This window comes from Chitinophaga sp. H8, from assembly GCF_040567655.1.
In the GTDB taxonomy this organism is placed as follows: Bacteria; Bacteroidota; Bacteroidia; order Chitinophagales; family Chitinophagaceae; genus Chitinophaga; species Chitinophaga defluvii.
The window spans coordinates 1,480,358-1,498,913 of the sequence record NZ_JBEXAC010000002.1 but is presented as its reverse complement, the minus strand read 5'-3'; the positions used below and the strand labels follow the sequence as shown (position 1 = coordinate 1,498,913).

Here is an 18,556-nt window from a genome sequence, read left to right as displayed (position 1 = left end):
ACGTTTTGACACGCAGGTTACAAATATCCCCATTCCACTATCTTATCTTAAATTGTACTAATTTAATAAAACACCGTATAACAATACAGGTTGGTATGAATTTAGCAAACACATCCCCATATGGAAATGATGCCGAAAGCCCGTAAATACATCAGGATAGGATTTATCATCGTAGCACTGCTAACCGTTATTGTGCTTTGTACCGGCTGGTACCTGAGCCGGCACTGGAAAAAAGTGCTGAATACACAATTGAAGGAGTATGTAAAAGATATGTCCGACAGCTTATACACGCTCCAATATGCCGATTTACACCTGAATGTGCTCGCTGGTACCATATCCCTCCATAAAGCAAGCCTGGTAATAGATACTGCGGTATACCGCAAATTAAGGGAACAACAAAAAGCACCCTCTTTTTTATATACCCTGAGCGTAGACGACCTGGAATTACGCCACGTCAAGCTATGGCGTTATTTTGGACAAAAGGAAGTGAATGCCGGTGCACTCGTACTGCAAAGCCCCCATATTATCCTCGAACAAAATGCAGGTAATATAGATACCAGCCAGAAAAGGACTGCCTACCAGAATATTTCCTCCAAAATAAAGTCGCTGTATATAGGACGCCTGCTGCTGGACAATAGCCACCTGAAATATACCTATATCAAAAAAGACAGCAGCCTGATGATGACAGAACTCCACGAACTGAAGGTAAATGTAAACGACCTGCTGATCGATTCCATTGCGCTGAAAGATCCTACCCGCTTTTTATATGCCCGGAATTATGAGCTGGACCTCCACAATTACCGGCATCGTACCAAAGACAGCCTCTACTGGATGCATATACGGGATGTACATTACAGCGCGGCAGAACGCACGTTTACAATCGGGCAGTTTGAAGTGGAACCCCGCTATAATAAAGCGGATTTTGATAAACAGATCGGTACCCAGCAAGACCGGTTTCACGTGCGCCTGGATGGTATCAATATCCGGAATTTAAGGCCCACAGAGCTTTTACAGGACCAGGTGATCTGGGCGGATAAAATAGATATCAACGGCGGACTGGTAGACATATACCGGAACCGTACCCTCCCCATGCCTCCAGGCAATAAATTGGGACAATACCCCAACCAATTGCTGGCAAAACTGCCCATTCCGGTCAGAATAGACTCCCTGGAAGGCAGCCGCGTTCACATAAAATATACAGAACTCAGCCCCGAATCCAACCAATCAGGGGTGGTATCCTTCAAAAATACCCATGGTTTGTTCCGGAATATTACCAATATGGATTCCCTCGTAGCCCAAAACAATCACTGCATTGCAGATATGGATGCCATATTCATGGAAAGTGGTAAGCTCATGGCCCGGTTCGACTTCATCCTGGGTGATAAGGCAGGTAGTTTCGGGGTGTCCGGACAACTAAAAAGCATGAATGGCAAACAATTGACGCCTATTACCCAACCACTGGGTAAGATAGAAATCAAATCCTGCAATATCCAGGACCTTACATTTACCATCAAAGGGAATGAAAAAAGCGCCGCCGGTACCGTAAAATTCATCTATAATGACCTTAAAATAGCTATTCTGAAGCAGGAGGGCAACAGCCAGCAGTATAAAAGAAAAGGATTATTAAGCCTGGTAGCCAATGCCCTGGTGATCAAAGACAGTAACCCCCTGCCTGGCGAGGGCGTCAGAGTATCCCATCCACAATACACCCGCGATATCAAAAAATCATTCTTTAACCTGGTGTGGAAAACACTTTTTACCGGTGTCAAAGAAACAGCAGGCACCGGAAGGCTATAATACACTTTTTACTTTGATATCCCCCCTTAAAGCATGCCATCTTTTATGCGAATTAGCCTTATTTTTCGTATATTTGCATGATTCACTACTGATTTAGATCCTAACAGCATTTTCACCAAATATGAGCGAAGAACTAGTGCAAACAACAACTACCTCCAGCAACGGATATGATGCGGAGAGCATACAAGTATTGGAAGGACTGGAAGCGGTGCGTAAGCGCCCGGCCATGTATATCGGAGATATCGGTATAAAAGGTCTTCACCACCTGGTATATGAAGTGGTGGACAACTCAATAGATGAGGCCTTAGCCGGTTACTGCAAAAACATCGACGTCACCATTCATACCGATAATTCCATCAGTGTAAAGGATGATGGCCGTGGTATTCCTACCGGAATCCACAAAAAGGAAGGCCGCTCCGCACTGGAAGTGGTAATGACCGTATTACATGCCGGTGGTAAGTTTGATAAAAATACCTACAAGGTATCCGGTGGTTTGCACGGGGTAGGGGTAAGCTGCGTAAACGCATTGAGTACCCTTTTACATGTTACCGTTCGCAGTGGAGGCAAACTGTTTGAACAGGAATATCACCGCGGGGTACCGCAATACGCTGTACGGGAAATCGGTACCAGTGAAGATACCGGTACTACCGTGCATTTTAAACCCGACAACGAGATTTTCAAGGAAACGGTGTACAACCGTGAAATACTGGCCAGCCGCTTACGCGAACTGTCTTATCTGAACCGTAAAATCAAAATCAGCCTCACCGATGAACGCGAACTGGACGACAATGGCCAGCAACACAGCGAAATATTCTACAGCGAAGGTGGTATCACCGAATTTGTTCAGATGCTGGACAAAGGCGCCCGCCGTAACCCATTACTGCCCGAACCTATCTTTGTAGAAGTACATGACGCAGGCTCCAATGTAGCGGTAGAAGTAGCACTGGTGTACAACGACTCCTTCAACGAAAACATCTTCTCCTACGTTAATAATATCAACACCATCGAAGGGGGTACACACGTAGCCGGTTTCCGCCGCGCCATCACCCGTGTATTCAAATCTTATGGTGATAAGAATAAATTATTCGAAAAGTCTAAGGTAGAAGTAACCGGTGATGACTTCCGCGAAGGTTTAAGCGCTATCCTCAACATCAAAGTGCCTGAGCCTCAGTTTGAAGGTCAGACCAAAACCAAACTGGGTAACTCTGATGTAATGGGGGTGGTAGACAGTGCCGTTGCTGGTGTGCTGGAAGCATACCTGGAAGAACATCCGCGGGAAGCTAAAACCATTATCAACAAAGTGGTACTGGCAGCACAAGCCAGGGAAGCTGCCCGTAAAGCCCGTCAGCTGGTACAACGTAAAAGCGTGATGACCGGAAGCGGTTTACCTGGTAAACTGGCCGACTGCTCTGATAATGACCCGGAAAAATGCGAACTGTACCTGGTGGAAGGGGACTCGGCAGGTGGTACGGCAAAACAAGGCCGTAACCGTGCTTTCCAGGCTATCCTCCCTTTACGTGGTAAGATCCTGAACGTGGAAAAAGCCATGGAACACAAGATCTACGAGAACGAGGAAATCAAAAACATCTTTACCGCACTGGGGGTAACCATCGGTACGGAAGAAGATGATAAAGCCCTTAACCTCGCCAAACTCCGCTATCACAAACTGATCATCATGACGGATGCCGATGTGGACGGTAGCCACATTGCCACCCTGATCCTCACATTCATATTCCGCTACATGAAAGCCATGGTAGAAAGCGGATATGTATACCTCGCGCAGCCACCTTTATACCTGGTGAAAAAAGGCAAGGACCAGATTTATGCCTGGACAGAAGAAGACCGGAAAGCAGCAGTTGCCAAACTTGCCGGCGGTGGTAAAGAAGACAGCGTAAACATCCAGCGTTATAAAGGTTTGGGAGAAATGAACGCAGAACAACTGTGGGATACTACCCTCAACCCGGACAACCGTACCCTGAAACAGGTAACGATTGAAAGCGCTGCGGAAGCAGACCGTATCTTCAGTATGCTGATGGGCGACGAGGTACCTCCACGCCGCGAATTCATCGAATCTCACGCCAAGTATGCCAAGATTGATATCTAATCGTATATACTATTACGTTATTACAATAAAAAAGGTCCTGGTGAAAAACCGGGACCTTTTTATTTATAGTTTAATACTTTACGTGTAATCCGTTGTGCAATGACCGCTATTCTCTGGAGATAATGTAATTAGCTACCCACTGATAAGCAAACACTCCGATCAACATAATCCCCATCAGCACATTCAACGCCTCATTACTGATAAAAGCATAGATAATACCGGCCACAGCCAGCAGTGCCAGTACACCCGTATATAATTGCAACACCTTTTGTTTGCGCTTTGCTACAGGTGAATACATACTGGATGCCGGCAATAACAATACTCCTGCACCAATACAAAGCGCCAGGATACCTGCCATCTCCGTAAAGAAGAAAACAATTGCCGACAAAGCAGCTACCAGGATCAGGATACCGGTAATATTGGAGGCCTGCACTTCTTCTTTAGACAAGGCATATCTGCCATAGGCGTTTAAACGCAAAAACAGGTTGCTTACCGGCCCTATCAGCCAGGTAGACAGTACAAATATGGCCAGCAATACATACAAAGGAAAAAAGACCTTATTGGCTATCTGCGTGAGAATAAACACACCTACAATGATAGCCCACTGCATACCTGCCTTTTGCCTGCCCATAAAAAAAGCATAATTCAGGAACTGGCGATACAGCCAATACCTGGCTTTCATTGCCTGCACCATCCCATGCTTGGCCCACTGCTGATTAGGATCAATTTTAAGGGACTCCCGGAAATGTTCCAGCGACTTCCGGTGATCGCCCGCTTCCAGCCACTTCCAGCCCAGATTGGCATGGGTATAGGCATTTTCAGGATTATGCTCCAGCGCTTCATGCAAATCCGCAAAAGCGGCGGCTTTGTTCCCCAGACTGAACATTGCGTGAGAGCGGAGATTAAGACATACCTGATTTTCAGGATCCAGCGCCAAGCCTTCTTCTGCTTTTTCAAGAGCGCCCCGGTAATCTTTCTTCACTAACAATATCTGGCTCCACATCCCAAAGTAATCTGCCACATAAGGATGAATAGCCACCGCCTCCCGGATGGCATCAATGGCTGCATTGTACTGATCCGTCTCCAGTAATACCCTGGCATGCAGATACAGGAACCGGTCATCGTCCGGCACCATGCTGAGTGCATTTTTAATTACTGTAGCAGCGCTATCCGGCTGCTTGAGTTCCAGGTAACAAATAGCTAAGAGAAAGAGTCCATCTATATCATTAGCCTGGTGTTGCAGGTGCTGCTGTAACATGGTAACAGCATCCTGAAGGCGGCCCTGCTGCAGTAACAACTGAGCACGCTGAATTAATACAGGCATAAACGTTATTTCTTAATATCCAGGTATTTCAGCACATCATCATACAGCCCGGCTTCATTGGCATACAGCGCATAGTTACGGGCTGTATTAAACCATTCACGGGTGGTAGCTTTGTGCGTTTTTGCTGCCTTTAACAGCTCCTTTTGCGTAATGGGTAGTTGTACCCCTTTCTGCAAGGCTTCCAGCAACTTTTCTTCCACCGCTATATCAATAATAGCTTTCAGATCAGCACCGGAATAACCGGTAGTAGCTTTGGCCAGCGCAGCATAATCTACATTAGCTACAGGCTTGTCCTTCAGCTGCAACTGCAGGATGTCTTCCCGGCCCTGTGTATTAGGTGGTTCTACAAAAATAATCCGGTCAAAACGTCCTGGCCTGCGGAAAGCAGGGTCCAGATGCCAGGGCGCATTGGTGGCTCCTATGATCAGCAGATTTTCATTGTCGGCGGCAATACCATCCATTTCAGATAAAAACTGGTTGATCAGGTGACTGGCACCACTGCTGCGCATGGTATTGCGGTTGGCCCCCAATGCATCCACTTCATCAAAGAACAATACACAAGGTTTGCATTGCCGCGCCAGCTCAAACAAACTGTGCAGGTTCTTCTCACTGTTGCCGATCCACATATCCAACACATCATGTATGCCTACATTGATAAACTCTGCCTGTATCTGCCCGGCAGTTGCTTTGGCCAGATAGGTTTTACCACAACCCGGAGGACCATACAACAAAATACCCCCACCTGCTTTCTTACCATAAGCTTTATACAACTCAGGAAATTGCAAAGGCTTGATGATCTTCAGGTCTATTTCCTGCTTTTCCCGCTCCATACCACCTACATCAGAGAAATTGATGTCCGGCTTTTCCAGCAAAAACACCTTGCCTGTTTCATCCTCCTCATCTTCATCATCTTCATCCAGAGAGGATACATAATGCTGCTGTGTAACACGGAAATGGCCATCCAGGGTTTCATCCCTGAATCCCGGACTCAAGTGGAGCAGCTGCTCATAGATATCCCGCGCAGCTTCCAATGAATTTTCCTTTACCAATATGCGGCAATGCAGCAGCAAGGCATCAAAGTGATCCCCTTCATGCTGCTCCAGCTGCTCTAATACCACAATGGCTGCTGAATATTTCTGCTGATGATAAAAGGTACGGGCCAGCCCCAGCTCTGCAGCTGTGTTCTCCGGCGATAGCTCCAGCACTTTCCTGTATTGCTCTTCTGCCTGCACATATTCAAAATCCTGTAGCAACACCTGCGCCAGGTGCATACGTAAAGGAACATTCTCCGGTGAAAACTGTACGGCTTCCTGCAATTGTTTGATCACTTCTGTTGACATCAAAAAAACGTATCTTTTATTCGTGTAATAAGATTTGTAATAATAGTAATTTAACCCGCAAAAATATTGTTAATTATACTATTTTGGCTGTAAAGGTAACGGTGTTACAGTTAGCAAAGATACCTGCCCCCTGAACAACCCTTCAAAATCCCCGATTATGCAAAACACATTAGGAAGAATGGTACTGCTGGTGAAGGATTATGACGAAGCATTTTCATTCTATGAAACAGCCCTGGGCTTCAAAAAAATATTTGAAACAACTACCCCCAACGGTCAGCGCTTTCTTCACATCGCGCCTCAAACAGGTGATGCTACCGGCATATGGTTCCTGCAGGCACAAACGCCTGCTGATCTGCAACTGGTGGGCAAACAAACTGGTGGTCATCCTACTTTTGTACTCTATACCGATTCATTTGAGGAACTTCATCAGCAATTAATTTCACACCAGGTACGTATTACAAAAGCGCCCCAAACTACTCCCGAATACCAATTCCTGCATTTCCTCGACCTCTATGGCAATGAAATCATATTGGTGCAATTAAATCAATCATAAAAATATTACTCGCTATCAATTACTTACAAAACACACCAGCTACCTCTGTAAAATAACCCATAAATAAAATATTTAATTAGTAATATTCACTATATATTGCAACCATATTTATCCCTATACCACACCTATGCCTATGAAATTTAGATGGTTAATGCCTGCATTTTTTGCAGGCATAGCAGGATTGACCAGCTGTGAGAAAAAAGAAACCGTACCACAGGATGCCTTCTCTTTTAAAGTAGATGGTATGGCCTATAACGCCAACCAGATTTTTACTGAAATCATTGATACGGCAGGTAAAAAAGCATTGATCGTAGATGGTGTTTCCAACAACTTTGTAAACCATCAGGAGCTGATTGTTTTTTTTCCGGATGTGATAAAGCCCGGCACTAATACCAGGGCCAGCCTGACGTTGATGAATATCAAACAGGAAGGAGTGGGTTACATTACCAGCACATTAACTGTAAACATTACAAGCATTAATAGTAAGTACGCGGAAGGAACCTTTACGGGTACATTAACAAGTGGCGAAACTGAAAAGCCATTAACGGACGGGACTTTTAAAGTCTATATTCATTAATCATCGTTTTACGAACTATCAAAACAGCCCCGCCTTTTCAGGCAGGGCTTTTATCTTTTGTCATTCTACTTTCTAAGCGACCTCAAATAACTGACATTAATGTAAAGGATGATTTGTAATGAAACGAAAAAATGTGGCTCTGAAAACACAGCATTCAGGCACATCTGAAAAAGAAACAAACCAAACACCTATCTCTAAAAAACAAATGAATGACTTATTAAGTAAGCTGAACGATAGAGATAAAATTGAAATTTCAGGAACTGCCAGGATTTCAACACCCATTAGCGGAACTACAACTTCCAATTCGGCCAGGACTAATGATGATCATCCACTCCCCCGAAAAACCTACCAGTATAGAAGAGACGAACCGAGCTACCAAACCCAACCCTAATAAACAATCCTATAATACTATCAATTAATGGAACTTTAATAGAGACAATAACCTTTTTGATACCTTTGTCTTTTATAGAAATTACTTATCCAAGGCGGATATTAAAAATGCAGGTGCAGTGGAATGGATATATGATCCGAATTATGCTCCTGAATTTCTTAAAGCAACTGCAACTATACAAAAACTGTAAATTTGAAAAAAGTACTAACTATAATATTCCCATTATTTATTTTAGGGTGTAGCAATCAAAAAAGAATTGGTAAACGTCTTCTTCAATTACAAACTGATTATCAGACTGATTTAAATATTGATGCCAATCTTAAAAAATTGCGTAGCATGAAAAAATATAAATTAATTGAAAAAAAACTGGAGCATACGCTGGCACTCGGCCCCGATAGCACTGTGATAAATTCTACCGGAGGAACCGACTACTATTACAGAAATAAAAATAAAATAAAATACATTTTGTCCCACAACTTGAAGACAGAAAACATTCACTTCATAGAATAACTTCTAACCGCTTATTTAGCTATCAGAAAAAACAGAGGTTGTCTCAACTCAAATGAGACAACCTCTGTTTTAATACCCGTTCACCAATCATTATTTAATCGCAAATACGGCTCTTACTTCTGCACGTACTTTTATGGTCTTGAAGTCAATGTCAGGGATAGATTCTGCTACATAATCCCGGCTCACACTACCTGTCATTTTTCCGGTCATTACATTTGCCATCGGGCGTGCATCACTGTAATTATCAGTAGGGATTTCCTGCACTTCCAGCACGCCATTTATCTTTTCGCCAATACCATCCAGCATATACCCTGCTTTCTCTTTAGCAGCCTGTAAAGCCTTGATCTTTGCTTCTTTACGGAACTGATCCATTTTAGTATGGTTAAAGGAAGCAATATTTACATTTTCGATACCTTCTGCGTCCACTGCAAATAAGATGCTGTTAACCTTATCCAGCTTGCTCAGCTTAAGACGGTATTGCTTACGGGCAATAAAATCCTGATCGTTTTTCTTTTTACGCCAGAACCAATCATAGTTACTGCCATACACATTTTCAATGGTCAGGCTTTCCTTGGGAAGTCCTGCATCTGCTACTGCCTTTTGCAATTGTTTTTCCAGTGTGCTGATATCTACTTTGGTGCTTTTGTTCTTATTATACTCTCGCAGTGAAATATTCAGGAAAATCTCATCCGGTGTAATCTCAATTTCTGCGGAGCCGTTTACTTCAATCTTCTTTACCGGAGGCTTGTTGTCTGTCTGCTGTGCCCAGGTGGTCATGGCTAAAAATAAACCCGCTGCTAATAACATTACCTTTTTCATCTTAAACGTTTTGTATTTAATTATTAATGTTTGTTTTTATCGATCACATCTGCTTTATTAATACTGCAGATGCCTGTTACAAATTTTCACTAGCATGATGCACCCCTGTTTCCATTTTCCATAAAATACCCCAAAAAAATATTCCCAACCCCTTACTTTATAAAAATGAATATATGTGTAATGCTGGGTATGAAACGTTTAAACAAAGCATATGTTACACAAGAAAAAAACACTATTTTTCTAGTCATTCAAAAATATGCACAAAGCCTTATGCCTTCTGTTGTTAGTATTATCCCTCCATGTAATGGCATATGGGCAAACACCCTATATCTTAAACGGAGATGCTGTTCAGCGCACCTGCAATTGTTATATACTGACACCGGATGCGGGCTTTAAAAGCGGTACGGTATGGAATAAAAACAAGATCAACCTCCTCCAGTCATTCGACTATGTATTTGACGTAAACCTGGGGTGCAGAACTACCGGCGCAGACGGGATCGGGTTTATCCTGCAAACAAAAGGCACCAATCTGGGCGCTTCCGGGCAAGGCATCGGCTTCAAAGGCATTGCTCCTTCATTGGGCGTGATCATAGATACCTATCAGAACCTGGATGAGAACGATCCTGCTTATGATCACCTGGCCATCCAGGTAAATGGCATTACAGATCACAGCAGTCCCGAAAACCTGACTGGTACCATAGAAGTGTTGCCCAACACGAGTAACATAAAAGATTGTAAATGGCATATTTTCCGCATTAAATGGGATGCAGCCCGGCAGTTGCTGGAAGTAAGTGTGGATGGCCAGTTACGGCTCTCTGCCACCAAAGACCTGGTGAACGACGTATTTGGGGCGGATCCCATGGTTTATTGGGGCTTTGCTGGTTCTACCGGTGGGGAAATCAACGAACAACAGTTTTGTGCGGCCCTCCGTCCGCAACTCCGTTTTGATCATCAACAGCTGTTTTGCGAAGGCACACCCGTAGTGTTTGGTGATGACTCCCAATCTTTCGGTACCATAACCCACTGGTTCTGGGATTTTGATGATGGTACTACCTATACACAAGCACAGCCTCCGCCTCATCTGTTCCCACCTGGGCAATATGATGTTAAACTGGTGATCGAAGATAATAGTGGTTGTATTTCTGATACCCTGCAACAACGGGTGGCAGTGGATACTTACCCCATAGCCGATTTTACGGCCGACCTGTTATGTGTGGGCAGAACCATCCAGCTCAGAGATGCCTCTGCTGTAACCACCGGCACAGTGCAAAAATGGCAATGGGAACTGGGTAATGGTGCTACTGCCACCACACAACATCCTCAAACGGTTTATGACCGTCCTGATAACTATACCGTAAACCTTACTGTTACTACGCCTGGTGGCTGCAGTAACAGCGCCAGCAAAATACTGCCGGCCTACCCCATACCGGAAGTAAGCGCTCAGGGAAATAATGTTTGCCTGGGATTACCCGTAAATTTCACCGCCAATAACCTGACGCCACAGGTCAGCATCCGCGATTGGCTATGGCGACTGGATGATACCACTACCTCCGGCATACAAAATCCTACCCATACTTATCCCAATGGTGGTACCTATCATACAAGACTATACGCAATAAGTGAAGATGGCTGTGCATCAGACAGCGCTTATGCGGATATCAGTATTATTGACCTGAAACTGGACGCAGGACCAGATACGCTGGTGGCAGTACTGCAACCCTTACAATTACAGTCCGTTTCCAATGGTGCCACACAGTTCCAGTGGGAACCTGCTACAGGACTTTCCGATAGCCACATTGCCAATCCGGTAGCCATACTGCAGAAGGACCAGCAATTCCGCCTTACGGTAATGTCGCCGGAAGGATGTATACAAAAAGATTCCTTATTGGTACGTGTATATAAAGGCCCTGCGTTTTATGTGCCTACCGCCTTTTCTCCTAATGGAGATGGTACGAATGATTTTTTCCGTGCTATTGCAGCAGGCATTCCCAAGCTAGACTATTTCCGGGTATGGAATCGGTGGGGGCAGGAACTTTTTTATACCACTTCTCTTACCCGGAGCTGGGACGGTACATATCAAGGCATACCGCAGCCCATAGACACTTACATCTGGGTGATCAGTGGAAAAGATTACACCGGCAGGCAGCATGTACAAAAAGGGACATTAACCCTGATACGATAAGCTGGTTATTCCGTTTTTTCCGCCGGTGCTTTTTGCATCATGCCATGTAGGAAAGTATACATTTCAGTCATAGAACGGATACGTTCCACAACCAGCATAAAATTCTTTCCTACCTGCTTTAAGCGGGCATTATTGGTGCGTGTTTGAATGTAGTGTAAAATATGATGGAAGCCAGGAGATTCAAAGTAAGGAGAATCCGGATTGCTGATGAAATAACAACGTAGTTTCTCTTCTTTCAGCATCATCTTTTCAAAGCCCAGCTGGATTGCCATCCACCGGCAACGGATAGCCGCAAACAAATCTTTTACAGGAGCAGGAACAGGCCCAAATCGGTCCTGCAGCTCCATCTCAAAGACCTGCAACTTGTCTTCTGTAGCAATGTTATCCAGTTCCTGATAAAGGTTCAATCGCTCCTGTATACTTTCTACATACGTGTCCGGAATGAGTATTTCCAGATCTGTATCTATCGTACAATCATTAATGTAGTCTTTCTTCTCTTCCATCTGTTCGCGGAACAGCTCCCGGAATTCATTTTGCTTCAGCTCCCGGATAGCTTCGTCCAGGATTTTCTGGTACATATCAAAGCCTATCTCTGCCATAAACCCGCTTTGCTCACCACCCAGCAGATTACCTGCACCACGTATATCCAGATCGCGCATCGCTATCTGAAAACCACTACCCAGTTCACTATGCTGCTCCAGTGTTTGCAAACGTTTACGGCTGTCAGCAGGTAAGGTGCTCATAGGAGGTGCCAGCAAATAACAGAATGCTTTTTTATTACTACGCCCTACACGGCCACGCAGCTGGTGCAGATCACTTAATCCAAAGTGATGCGCATTATTGATGATAATTGTATTTGCATTCGGTATGTCCACCCCGCTTTCTACAATGTTGGTACACACCAGCACATCATACTTGCGGTCTATAAAATCCAGGACTACTTCTTCCAGCTGATGCCCTTCGAGTTGCCCGTGCGCAGTAGCAATAGACAAATCAGGACAAAGCCCCTGTATAAGCCCCGCTATTTCACCTAACCCCTTAATCCTGTTATGAATAAAATATACCTGCCCACCCCGCTCTGTTTCAAAATAAATAGCGTCCCTGATCTGGTCCTGGTCAAACACCAGTACCTCTGTTTCAATGGACTGCCGGTTAGGCGGAGGCGTATTGATAATGGAAAGATCACGGGCGCCCATCAATGAGAACTGCAATGTACGGGGTATAGGCGTAGCCGTTAATGTCAACGTATCCACATTGTACTTAAGTTGCTTCAGCTTTTCTTTTGCAGATACACCAAATTTTTGTTCTTCATCTACTACCAGCACCCCCAGGTCTTTAAACTTCACATCCTTACTCAGCAAGGCATGGGTGCCGATAATAATATCTATTTTACCTTCTGCCAGTCGCTGAAGGGTTTCTTTCTTTTGTTTGGAAGATTTAAAACGGTTCAGGTAATCAATGGTGCAGGGGAAATCCTTCAGCCTTTCAGAAAACGTTTTGTAATGCTGAAAAGCCAGGATAGTGGTAGGCACTAATATCGCAGCCTGCTTACCATCTACCAGTGTTTTAAAGGCAGCACGAACGGCTACCTCCGTTTTACCAAAGCCCACATCCCCGCACACCAGCCGGTCCATTGGCGCCGGCGACTCCATATCTCTTTTTACATCTGCCGTGGCTTTACTCTGATCCGGTGTATCATCATAGATAAAAGAAGCTTCCAGTTCGGTTTGCAGATAAGTATCCGGCGTATGCGCAAAACCTTCCTGCGCTTTACGTACCGCATACAAGCGGATCAAATCCTTCGCAATATCTTTAACCTGGGTTTTAGCCTTCTCTTTCAGCTTATCCCATGCATCACTACCCAGCTTGTTTACCCGTGGTTCTACCCCTTCCTTACCTGTATACTTACTGATCTTATGCAGGGAGTTGATATTTACATACAACAGATCGTTGTTTTTGTAAATAATGCGGATCGCCTCCTGCATTTTTCCGTTGGCCTCAATTTTCTGAAGTCCGCTATATACACCCACCCCATGATCAATATGCGTTACGAAATCGCCGGGTTGTAATTCCCGCAGCGTTTTCATGGTAATCGCCTTGTTCTTGTTGTAGGCCTGTTTTACTTTATACTTATGGTAACGCTGAAAGATCTGATGATCTGTATAACACGCAATCTTTAAGGTATGATCTATAAACCCTGCGCTGATAGGTACCGGAATAGGATAAAAAACAAACTCCGCTTTCAGGTCTTCAAAAATACTGCGCAACCTTTCCAGCTGCCGGGGATTATCAGCAAAGATAAACAGCCCGTATTTTTGTTTGTTATGTTGGTCCAGGTCTTTAATCAGCAGATCAAACTGCCTGTTAAAAACGGGTTGTTCTTTCGTTTCAAAATCAATAACTACAGGAGCAAGCTGCTGATCCTGCCACCAGTTATTATTTCCAAATACAATACAATGCCGCTGCAAAATTTCTGCGATCAGCTTGCTGGCCGGTACAAAATCATTTGCGGTAAGCGCCATCTCTTCCTCTTCATCTACCCTTACTTTTTTACCGGTTTGCAACCACTCATCCAGTCTTGTTTCCAGTTGTTCTACCACACCTGCCACAAAAGCAGGGTCCTTTATCCATACCACGGTATTTTCCGGCAAAAACTCCAACAGGGAAGTTTTCACATGTCCGGCGGTATGTGCGTCCATATTGGCAATCAGGGTAATCTGCGACAGCTTACGTTCGCTCAGCTGGGTTTCCGGATCAAACAAGCGGATGGAATCAATATCCTCCCCAAACAGTTCTATCCGGTATGGTTTCTCATTCCCAAAGGAGTAGATATCCAGAATACCGCCACGCACGGCATACTGACCAGGTTCATACACAAAATCAGTAGCGTGGAATCCCCAGCCTACCAGCTTTTCCAACAGAGGATCTACCTTCAGTACATCCCCCACTTTTAACTGTACCATGTTGGTATTAAAAGCAGCGGCACCGGCTACTTTCTCCCACAGTGCTTCCGGGTAGGTGACCAGGATTTTTTTGCGCACCGCATTCCCATCGGAAGAAAACCGCATGAGCGCTTCCGTTCTCAACATACTGTGGCTGCTGTTAAACTCCTGGAACTGTCCTGTTTTTTTATAGGAATCCGGAAAGTAAAATACATCCAGCGCCTGGCTCAACTGCTCCAGGTCATTATGGAAATAGGCGGCTTCCTCTTTATCGTTGAGGATAAAAAGATGATTTGCATCTGCATGTGCCCAGGCTCCCACTGCCACAAAGTTGATGGAACTACCCGAAAGAGCGGTCAACTGAAAGTGCTGTGGGGCGGACTGTTGTATCCCTTTTACCAGCGACTGCAGGCGGGTATCGCGTTGGTAAAGTTGTAAAACACCCTGTAAATTCATGAAGGTTGCAAAGATAAGGAATTTTAAAGCACCATAAACGGTGCCACACCTGCCTAAAACCATAAAAGCCTGACGGATCCTCCCCACCCGAAGCCACATGGCCATAACCCGGTTATCCGTCAATAGAAGCTGTTTTTAACAGGCAATACATAAGGGAAACCATTAACTTATTTTCCTTATATTTATAACAAACACCAACTCAATGTTAGAACAATGGCAAACTGGCTACGTCACAAAGATTGTGGACGCCACTCACAATACCCGCAGGTTTTGGATCAGCATTCCTGAAAAGGACCGTTTTGATTTCAAACCAGGTCAGTTTGTTACACTGGACCTGCCCATCCACGAAAAGAAGAATAAACGCTGGCGGAGCTATTCCATCGCCTCCCACCCTAATGGTAGCAATGAAATAGAGCTGGTCATCGTATTGCTGGAAGGAGGAGCCGGCAGTACCTATCTGTTCAATGAAATAAAGGAGGGGAGTGAGCTGACCCTTCGTGGCCCATTAGGGGTGTTTGTATTACCTGAACCACTGGAAAAGGAATTGTTCCTCATTTGTACAGGTACGGGCATTGCCCCTTTCCGCTCTATGGTACATCATATTAAAAAACATGCTATACCATACCAAAAAATCAACCTGATCTTTGGCTGCAGGTACCAGAAAGATCTCCTGTATGCGGAAGAGCTACAGCAATTGCAGCTGGAAATGCCTGGTTTTAACTATATCCCTACCCTCTCAAGAGAAGATCCCAACTGGCATGGGCAAAAAGGATACGTTCATAAAATTTATGAAGAAATGCTGGCTGCCGATAAGCGCCCGGCTAACTTTTTCCTCTGCGGATGGAAAGAAATGATTGATGAAGCCCGTCAACGTATTCAGGCTATGGGGTATGATCGTAAAGATATTCACCTGGAGCTGTATGGATAGCTCCGAGCCGTGAGCCACGAGCTGCGAGAACATATTTTGCTGTAAAATGCGACGAGCCACCCAATGCCATAAAAAAGCTGCGAGCCATAAACCGTAGTAAATAATCTACGGAGTATATCTCGCAGCTCAAAGCTCGTAGCTGGCAGCTCCTTTCTAGCGATTAATTTCCAACAAAACCATTTCCTTCACTTTTTCCAACGGCACACGTTCCTGCTCCATACTATCCCGGTGGCGAATGGTTACTGTGTTATCTTCTTTAGTCTGATGGTCGATTGTTACACAGAAAGGGGTACCAATAGCATCCTGACGGCGGTAACGCTTACCGATGCTATCTTTCTCTTCATAGTAGCAATGGAAATGCTGTTTACAAGTATCCATCAGTTCCCGCGCTACCTCCGGTAAACCATCCTTTTTGGTCAATGGCAATATAGCCAGCTTAATAGGCGCCAGCTTAGCCGGGAATTTCAGTACCACACGGCTATCTTGCTTATCTGCTGTACTCAGGTCCTGCTCTTCATAAGCATTACACATGGTCAACAGGAACATACGATCTACCCCTATGGAAGTTTCAATTACATAAGGAATGTAGTTCTGGTTGATCTCCGTATCAAAATATTGCAGCTTCTTCCGGCTGTATTCCTGGTGCTGTTTCAGATCAAAGTCAGTACGGGAGTGAATACCTTCTACTTCTTTGAATCCGATAGGGAACTCATACTCAATATCCACGGCAGCATCTGCATAGTGTGCCAGTTTGATATGATCTTTAAAATGATACTTAGCGGGGTCTACGCCCAGGCTCAAGTGCCATTTCATACGCTCTTCCTTCCATTTCTCATACCATTCCTTCTGTGTGCCAGGGCGGATAAAGAACTGCATTTCCATCTGCTCAAATTCACGCATACGGAAAATGAACTGACGGGCCACGATCTCATTACGGAAGGCTTTACCTATTTGTGCAATACCAAAAGGGATCTTCATCCGGCCGGTTTTCTGCACATTCAGGAAGTTAACGAAGATACCCTGAGCCGTTTCCGGACGCAGGTATATTTCGCTGGCATCCTCAGCCACGCTACCTACCTGGGTGGAAAACATCAGGTTAAACTGACGCACATCCGTCCAGTTGACCGTACCACTCACCTGGCATTTTATCTTGTTATCTTCGATTAACTTTTTCAACCCTTCAAAATCATTCTCTTTCAGCAACTCATCCATCTGCGCCAGCAAAGCTTCTCCTTCCGCCGGAGCCAGCGTTTCCGCATGTGCTTCCAGCAGATGATCAACCCGGTAACGCTTTTTGCTATCCTTGTTGTCGATCATGGGATCACTGAAATTATCTACGTGGCCGGATGCTTTCCAGGTGGTAGGATGCATAAAAATGGCAGCATCTATACCAACTATGTTCTCATGCAGCTGCGTCATGCTCTTCCACCAATAATCCTTGATGTTTTTCTTCAATTCAGAGCCATACTGACCGTAATCATATACTGCGCTCAACCCATCATATATCTCACTTGAAGGGAAAATAAAACCGTATTCCTTACAATGCGAAATGATCGCCTGGAATTTATTCTGATCTGTAGCCATAGTGGGGCAAAGATAATTTTGAAAATTGAATATACGTATGCTAATTTTTAATACCCCATTAACAATTAACGCTCACTTATTGAGGTGTATTGACTGTTGAGCGCCATGTTCCAGGGCCATTGCCTCCTCATGAGGGATTTCCGTTTCTTTTATCCAGACAGCATAATCATTCGGATAAATAGTAGATCCCCGGTATTGAATGTATACCCGTGTAAACACGGCCCCAAAATATAAGATCGCTGCGGAATAATATACCCACAAAAGAATGATCACAATAGAGCCGGCAGCACCATAAGAAGAGCTGATCTTACTGGCGCCCAGGTAATAACCTATTCCAAATTTTCCCAGCATAAAAAGCACTGCCGTGGTAACGGACCCTACCAATACATCCCGCCACTTGATCCGGGCATCAGGCAACACCTTAAAAATAATGGCAAAAAGCGAAGTGATGACAATCACCGTAATAGCGATATTTAACACGTAAATGGTTACCACAGCCAGTTCGGGAAACATAGTCGCCAGCCTTTTATTCAGGATCTCCATCAGACCATTGATCACCAGTGACACCAATAATATAAACCCCATGCTTACCACCAGGGAAAATGACAGTAGCCGGTTAAGCAACATTTTCAGCAGCCCCTTTTTAGGTTTTGCTTTCAGCCGCCAGATTTTGTTAATGGAATCCTGGATTTCTGCAAATACCCCTGTAGCACCAATAATCAGGGTAATAACCCCCAGTATAGTGGCCCAGCCGGCATCCTGCGATAAGGTAGCATTGCGGATCATATCCTGTATCTGTATAGCGGCATCACTTCCTACCAGCCCTTTAATCTGCCCATATACATTGTTCTCTATGGCTTCTTTCCCCAGAAACAGGTCGCAGAGGAAAATGATCACAATAAGCATAGGTGCTACTGAAAATATAGTATAATACGCCAGGGAAGCGCTCAGTTTCAGTACTTTATCATCAATAAAATCACTGCCTGACTGCTTTAATATCTGCCAGTAATCGCTTATTTTTCCAAAACGTTGCATACCTGTTTGATTTG

The 18,556-nt window shown here is 44.5% G+C and carries 14 protein-coding genes; 8 read left to right on the top strand and 6 right to left on the bottom strand.

The window, feature by feature from the left end:
- Positions 1–120: 120 nt before the first annotated feature.
- Both ABR189_RS19985 and gyrB read left to right on the top strand, forming a co-directional pair.
- Positions 121–1,797: a hypothetical protein gene (locus ABR189_RS19985; RefSeq protein ID WP_354662243.1), complete on the top strand. Its 1,677-nt coding sequence runs from the start codon at positions 121–123 to the stop codon at positions 1,795–1,797.
- Between the two features lie 121 nt (positions 1,798–1,918).
- Complete coding sequence (gene gyrB / locus ABR189_RS19980; RefSeq protein ID WP_354662242.1) at positions 1,919–3,901, top strand: DNA topoisomerase (ATP-hydrolyzing) subunit B; 1,983 nt, start codon at positions 1,919–1,921, stop codon at positions 3,899–3,901.
- 106 nt (positions 3,902–4,007) lie between these two features.
- Here gyrB and ABR189_RS19975 read toward each other — a convergent pair whose 3' ends face one another.
- Positions 4,008–5,225, bottom strand: a complete 1,218-nt coding sequence (locus ABR189_RS19975) for a tetratricopeptide repeat protein (protein WP_354662241.1) — start codon at positions 5,223–5,225, stop codon at positions 4,008–4,010.
- A gap of 5 nt (positions 5,226–5,230) precedes the next feature.
- The gene (locus tag ABR189_RS19970) at positions 5,231–6,565 is read right to left on the bottom strand and encodes an AAA family ATPase (protein ID WP_354663606.1); all 1,335 of its coding nucleotides are present in this window, start codon (positions 6,563–6,565) and stop codon (positions 5,231–5,233) included.
- 157 nt (positions 6,566–6,722) lie between these two features.
- Between ABR189_RS19970 and ABR189_RS19965 the strand changes: the two genes are divergently transcribed.
- The 4 genes from ABR189_RS19965 to ABR189_RS19950 all read left to right on the top strand — a co-directional run bounded on the left by ABR189_RS19965 (position 6,723) and on the right by ABR189_RS19950 (position 8,596).
- A complete protein-coding gene (locus tag ABR189_RS19965; RefSeq protein WP_354662240.1) occupies positions 6,723–7,118 on the top strand; it encodes a VOC family protein in 396 nt (131 codons plus the stop codon).
- Positions 7,119–7,245: 127 nt separating this feature from the next.
- Positions 7,246–7,695: a hypothetical protein gene (locus ABR189_RS19960; protein ID WP_354662239.1), complete on the top strand. Its 450-nt coding sequence runs from the start codon at positions 7,246–7,248 to the stop codon at positions 7,693–7,695.
- Between the two features lie 118 nt (positions 7,696–7,813).
- Positions 7,814–8,086 (top strand): hypothetical protein, encoded by a 273-nt coding sequence (locus ABR189_RS19955; protein WP_354662238.1) that lies wholly within the window; start codon positions 7,814–7,816, stop codon positions 8,084–8,086.
- 192 nt (positions 8,087–8,278) lie between these two features.
- Positions 8,279–8,596, top strand: coding sequence for a hypothetical protein (locus tag ABR189_RS19950; RefSeq protein ID WP_354662237.1), 318 nt, complete (start codon positions 8,279–8,281; stop codon positions 8,594–8,596).
- Positions 8,597–8,686: 90 nt separating this feature from the next.
- Here ABR189_RS19950 and ABR189_RS19945 read toward each other — a convergent pair whose 3' ends face one another.
- Positions 8,687–9,415, bottom strand: a complete 729-nt coding sequence (locus tag ABR189_RS19945) for an SIMPL domain-containing protein (protein WP_354662236.1) — start codon at positions 9,413–9,415, stop codon at positions 8,687–8,689.
- Between the two features lie 256 nt (positions 9,416–9,671).
- On the opposite strand from ABR189_RS19945, the gene ABR189_RS19940 reads away from it, so the two are divergent.
- Entirely contained in the window at positions 9,672–11,597 is a 1,926-nt protein-coding gene (locus ABR189_RS19940) for a lectin-like domain-containing protein (RefSeq protein WP_354662235.1), read from the top strand.
- A 5-nt stretch (positions 11,598–11,602) separates the two neighbouring features.
- Here ABR189_RS19940 and mfd read toward each other — a convergent pair whose 3' ends face one another.
- Positions 11,603–14,995 carry a transcription-repair coupling factor gene (gene mfd, locus ABR189_RS19935; protein ID WP_354662234.1) on the bottom strand — a complete coding sequence of 1,131 codons (3,393 nt, stop codon included), beginning with the start codon at positions 14,993–14,995 and terminating at the stop codon, positions 11,603–11,605.
- A gap of 202 nt (positions 14,996–15,197) precedes the next feature.
- Between mfd and ABR189_RS19930 the strand changes: the two genes are divergently transcribed.
- Entirely contained in the window at positions 15,198–15,923 is a 726-nt protein-coding gene (locus ABR189_RS19930; RefSeq protein WP_354662233.1) for a ferredoxin--NADP reductase, read from the top strand.
- 153 nt (positions 15,924–16,076) lie between these two features.
- On the opposite strand, the gene ABR189_RS19925 is transcribed toward ABR189_RS19930, so the two are convergent.
- Together ABR189_RS19925 and ABR189_RS19920 are read right to left on the bottom strand one after the other, a co-directional pair.
- On the bottom strand, positions 16,077–17,507 hold the full coding sequence (locus tag ABR189_RS19925) for a glycine--tRNA ligase (protein ID WP_354662232.1): 1,431 nt from the start codon (positions 17,505–17,507) through the stop codon (positions 16,077–16,079).
- A 72-nt stretch (positions 17,508–17,579) separates the two neighbouring features.
- The gene (locus ABR189_RS19920) at positions 17,580–18,542 is read right to left on the bottom strand and encodes a YihY/virulence factor BrkB family protein (RefSeq protein WP_354662231.1); all 963 of its coding nucleotides are present in this window, start codon (positions 18,540–18,542) and stop codon (positions 17,580–17,582) included.
- Between the last annotated feature and the right edge of the window lie 14 nt (positions 18,543–18,556).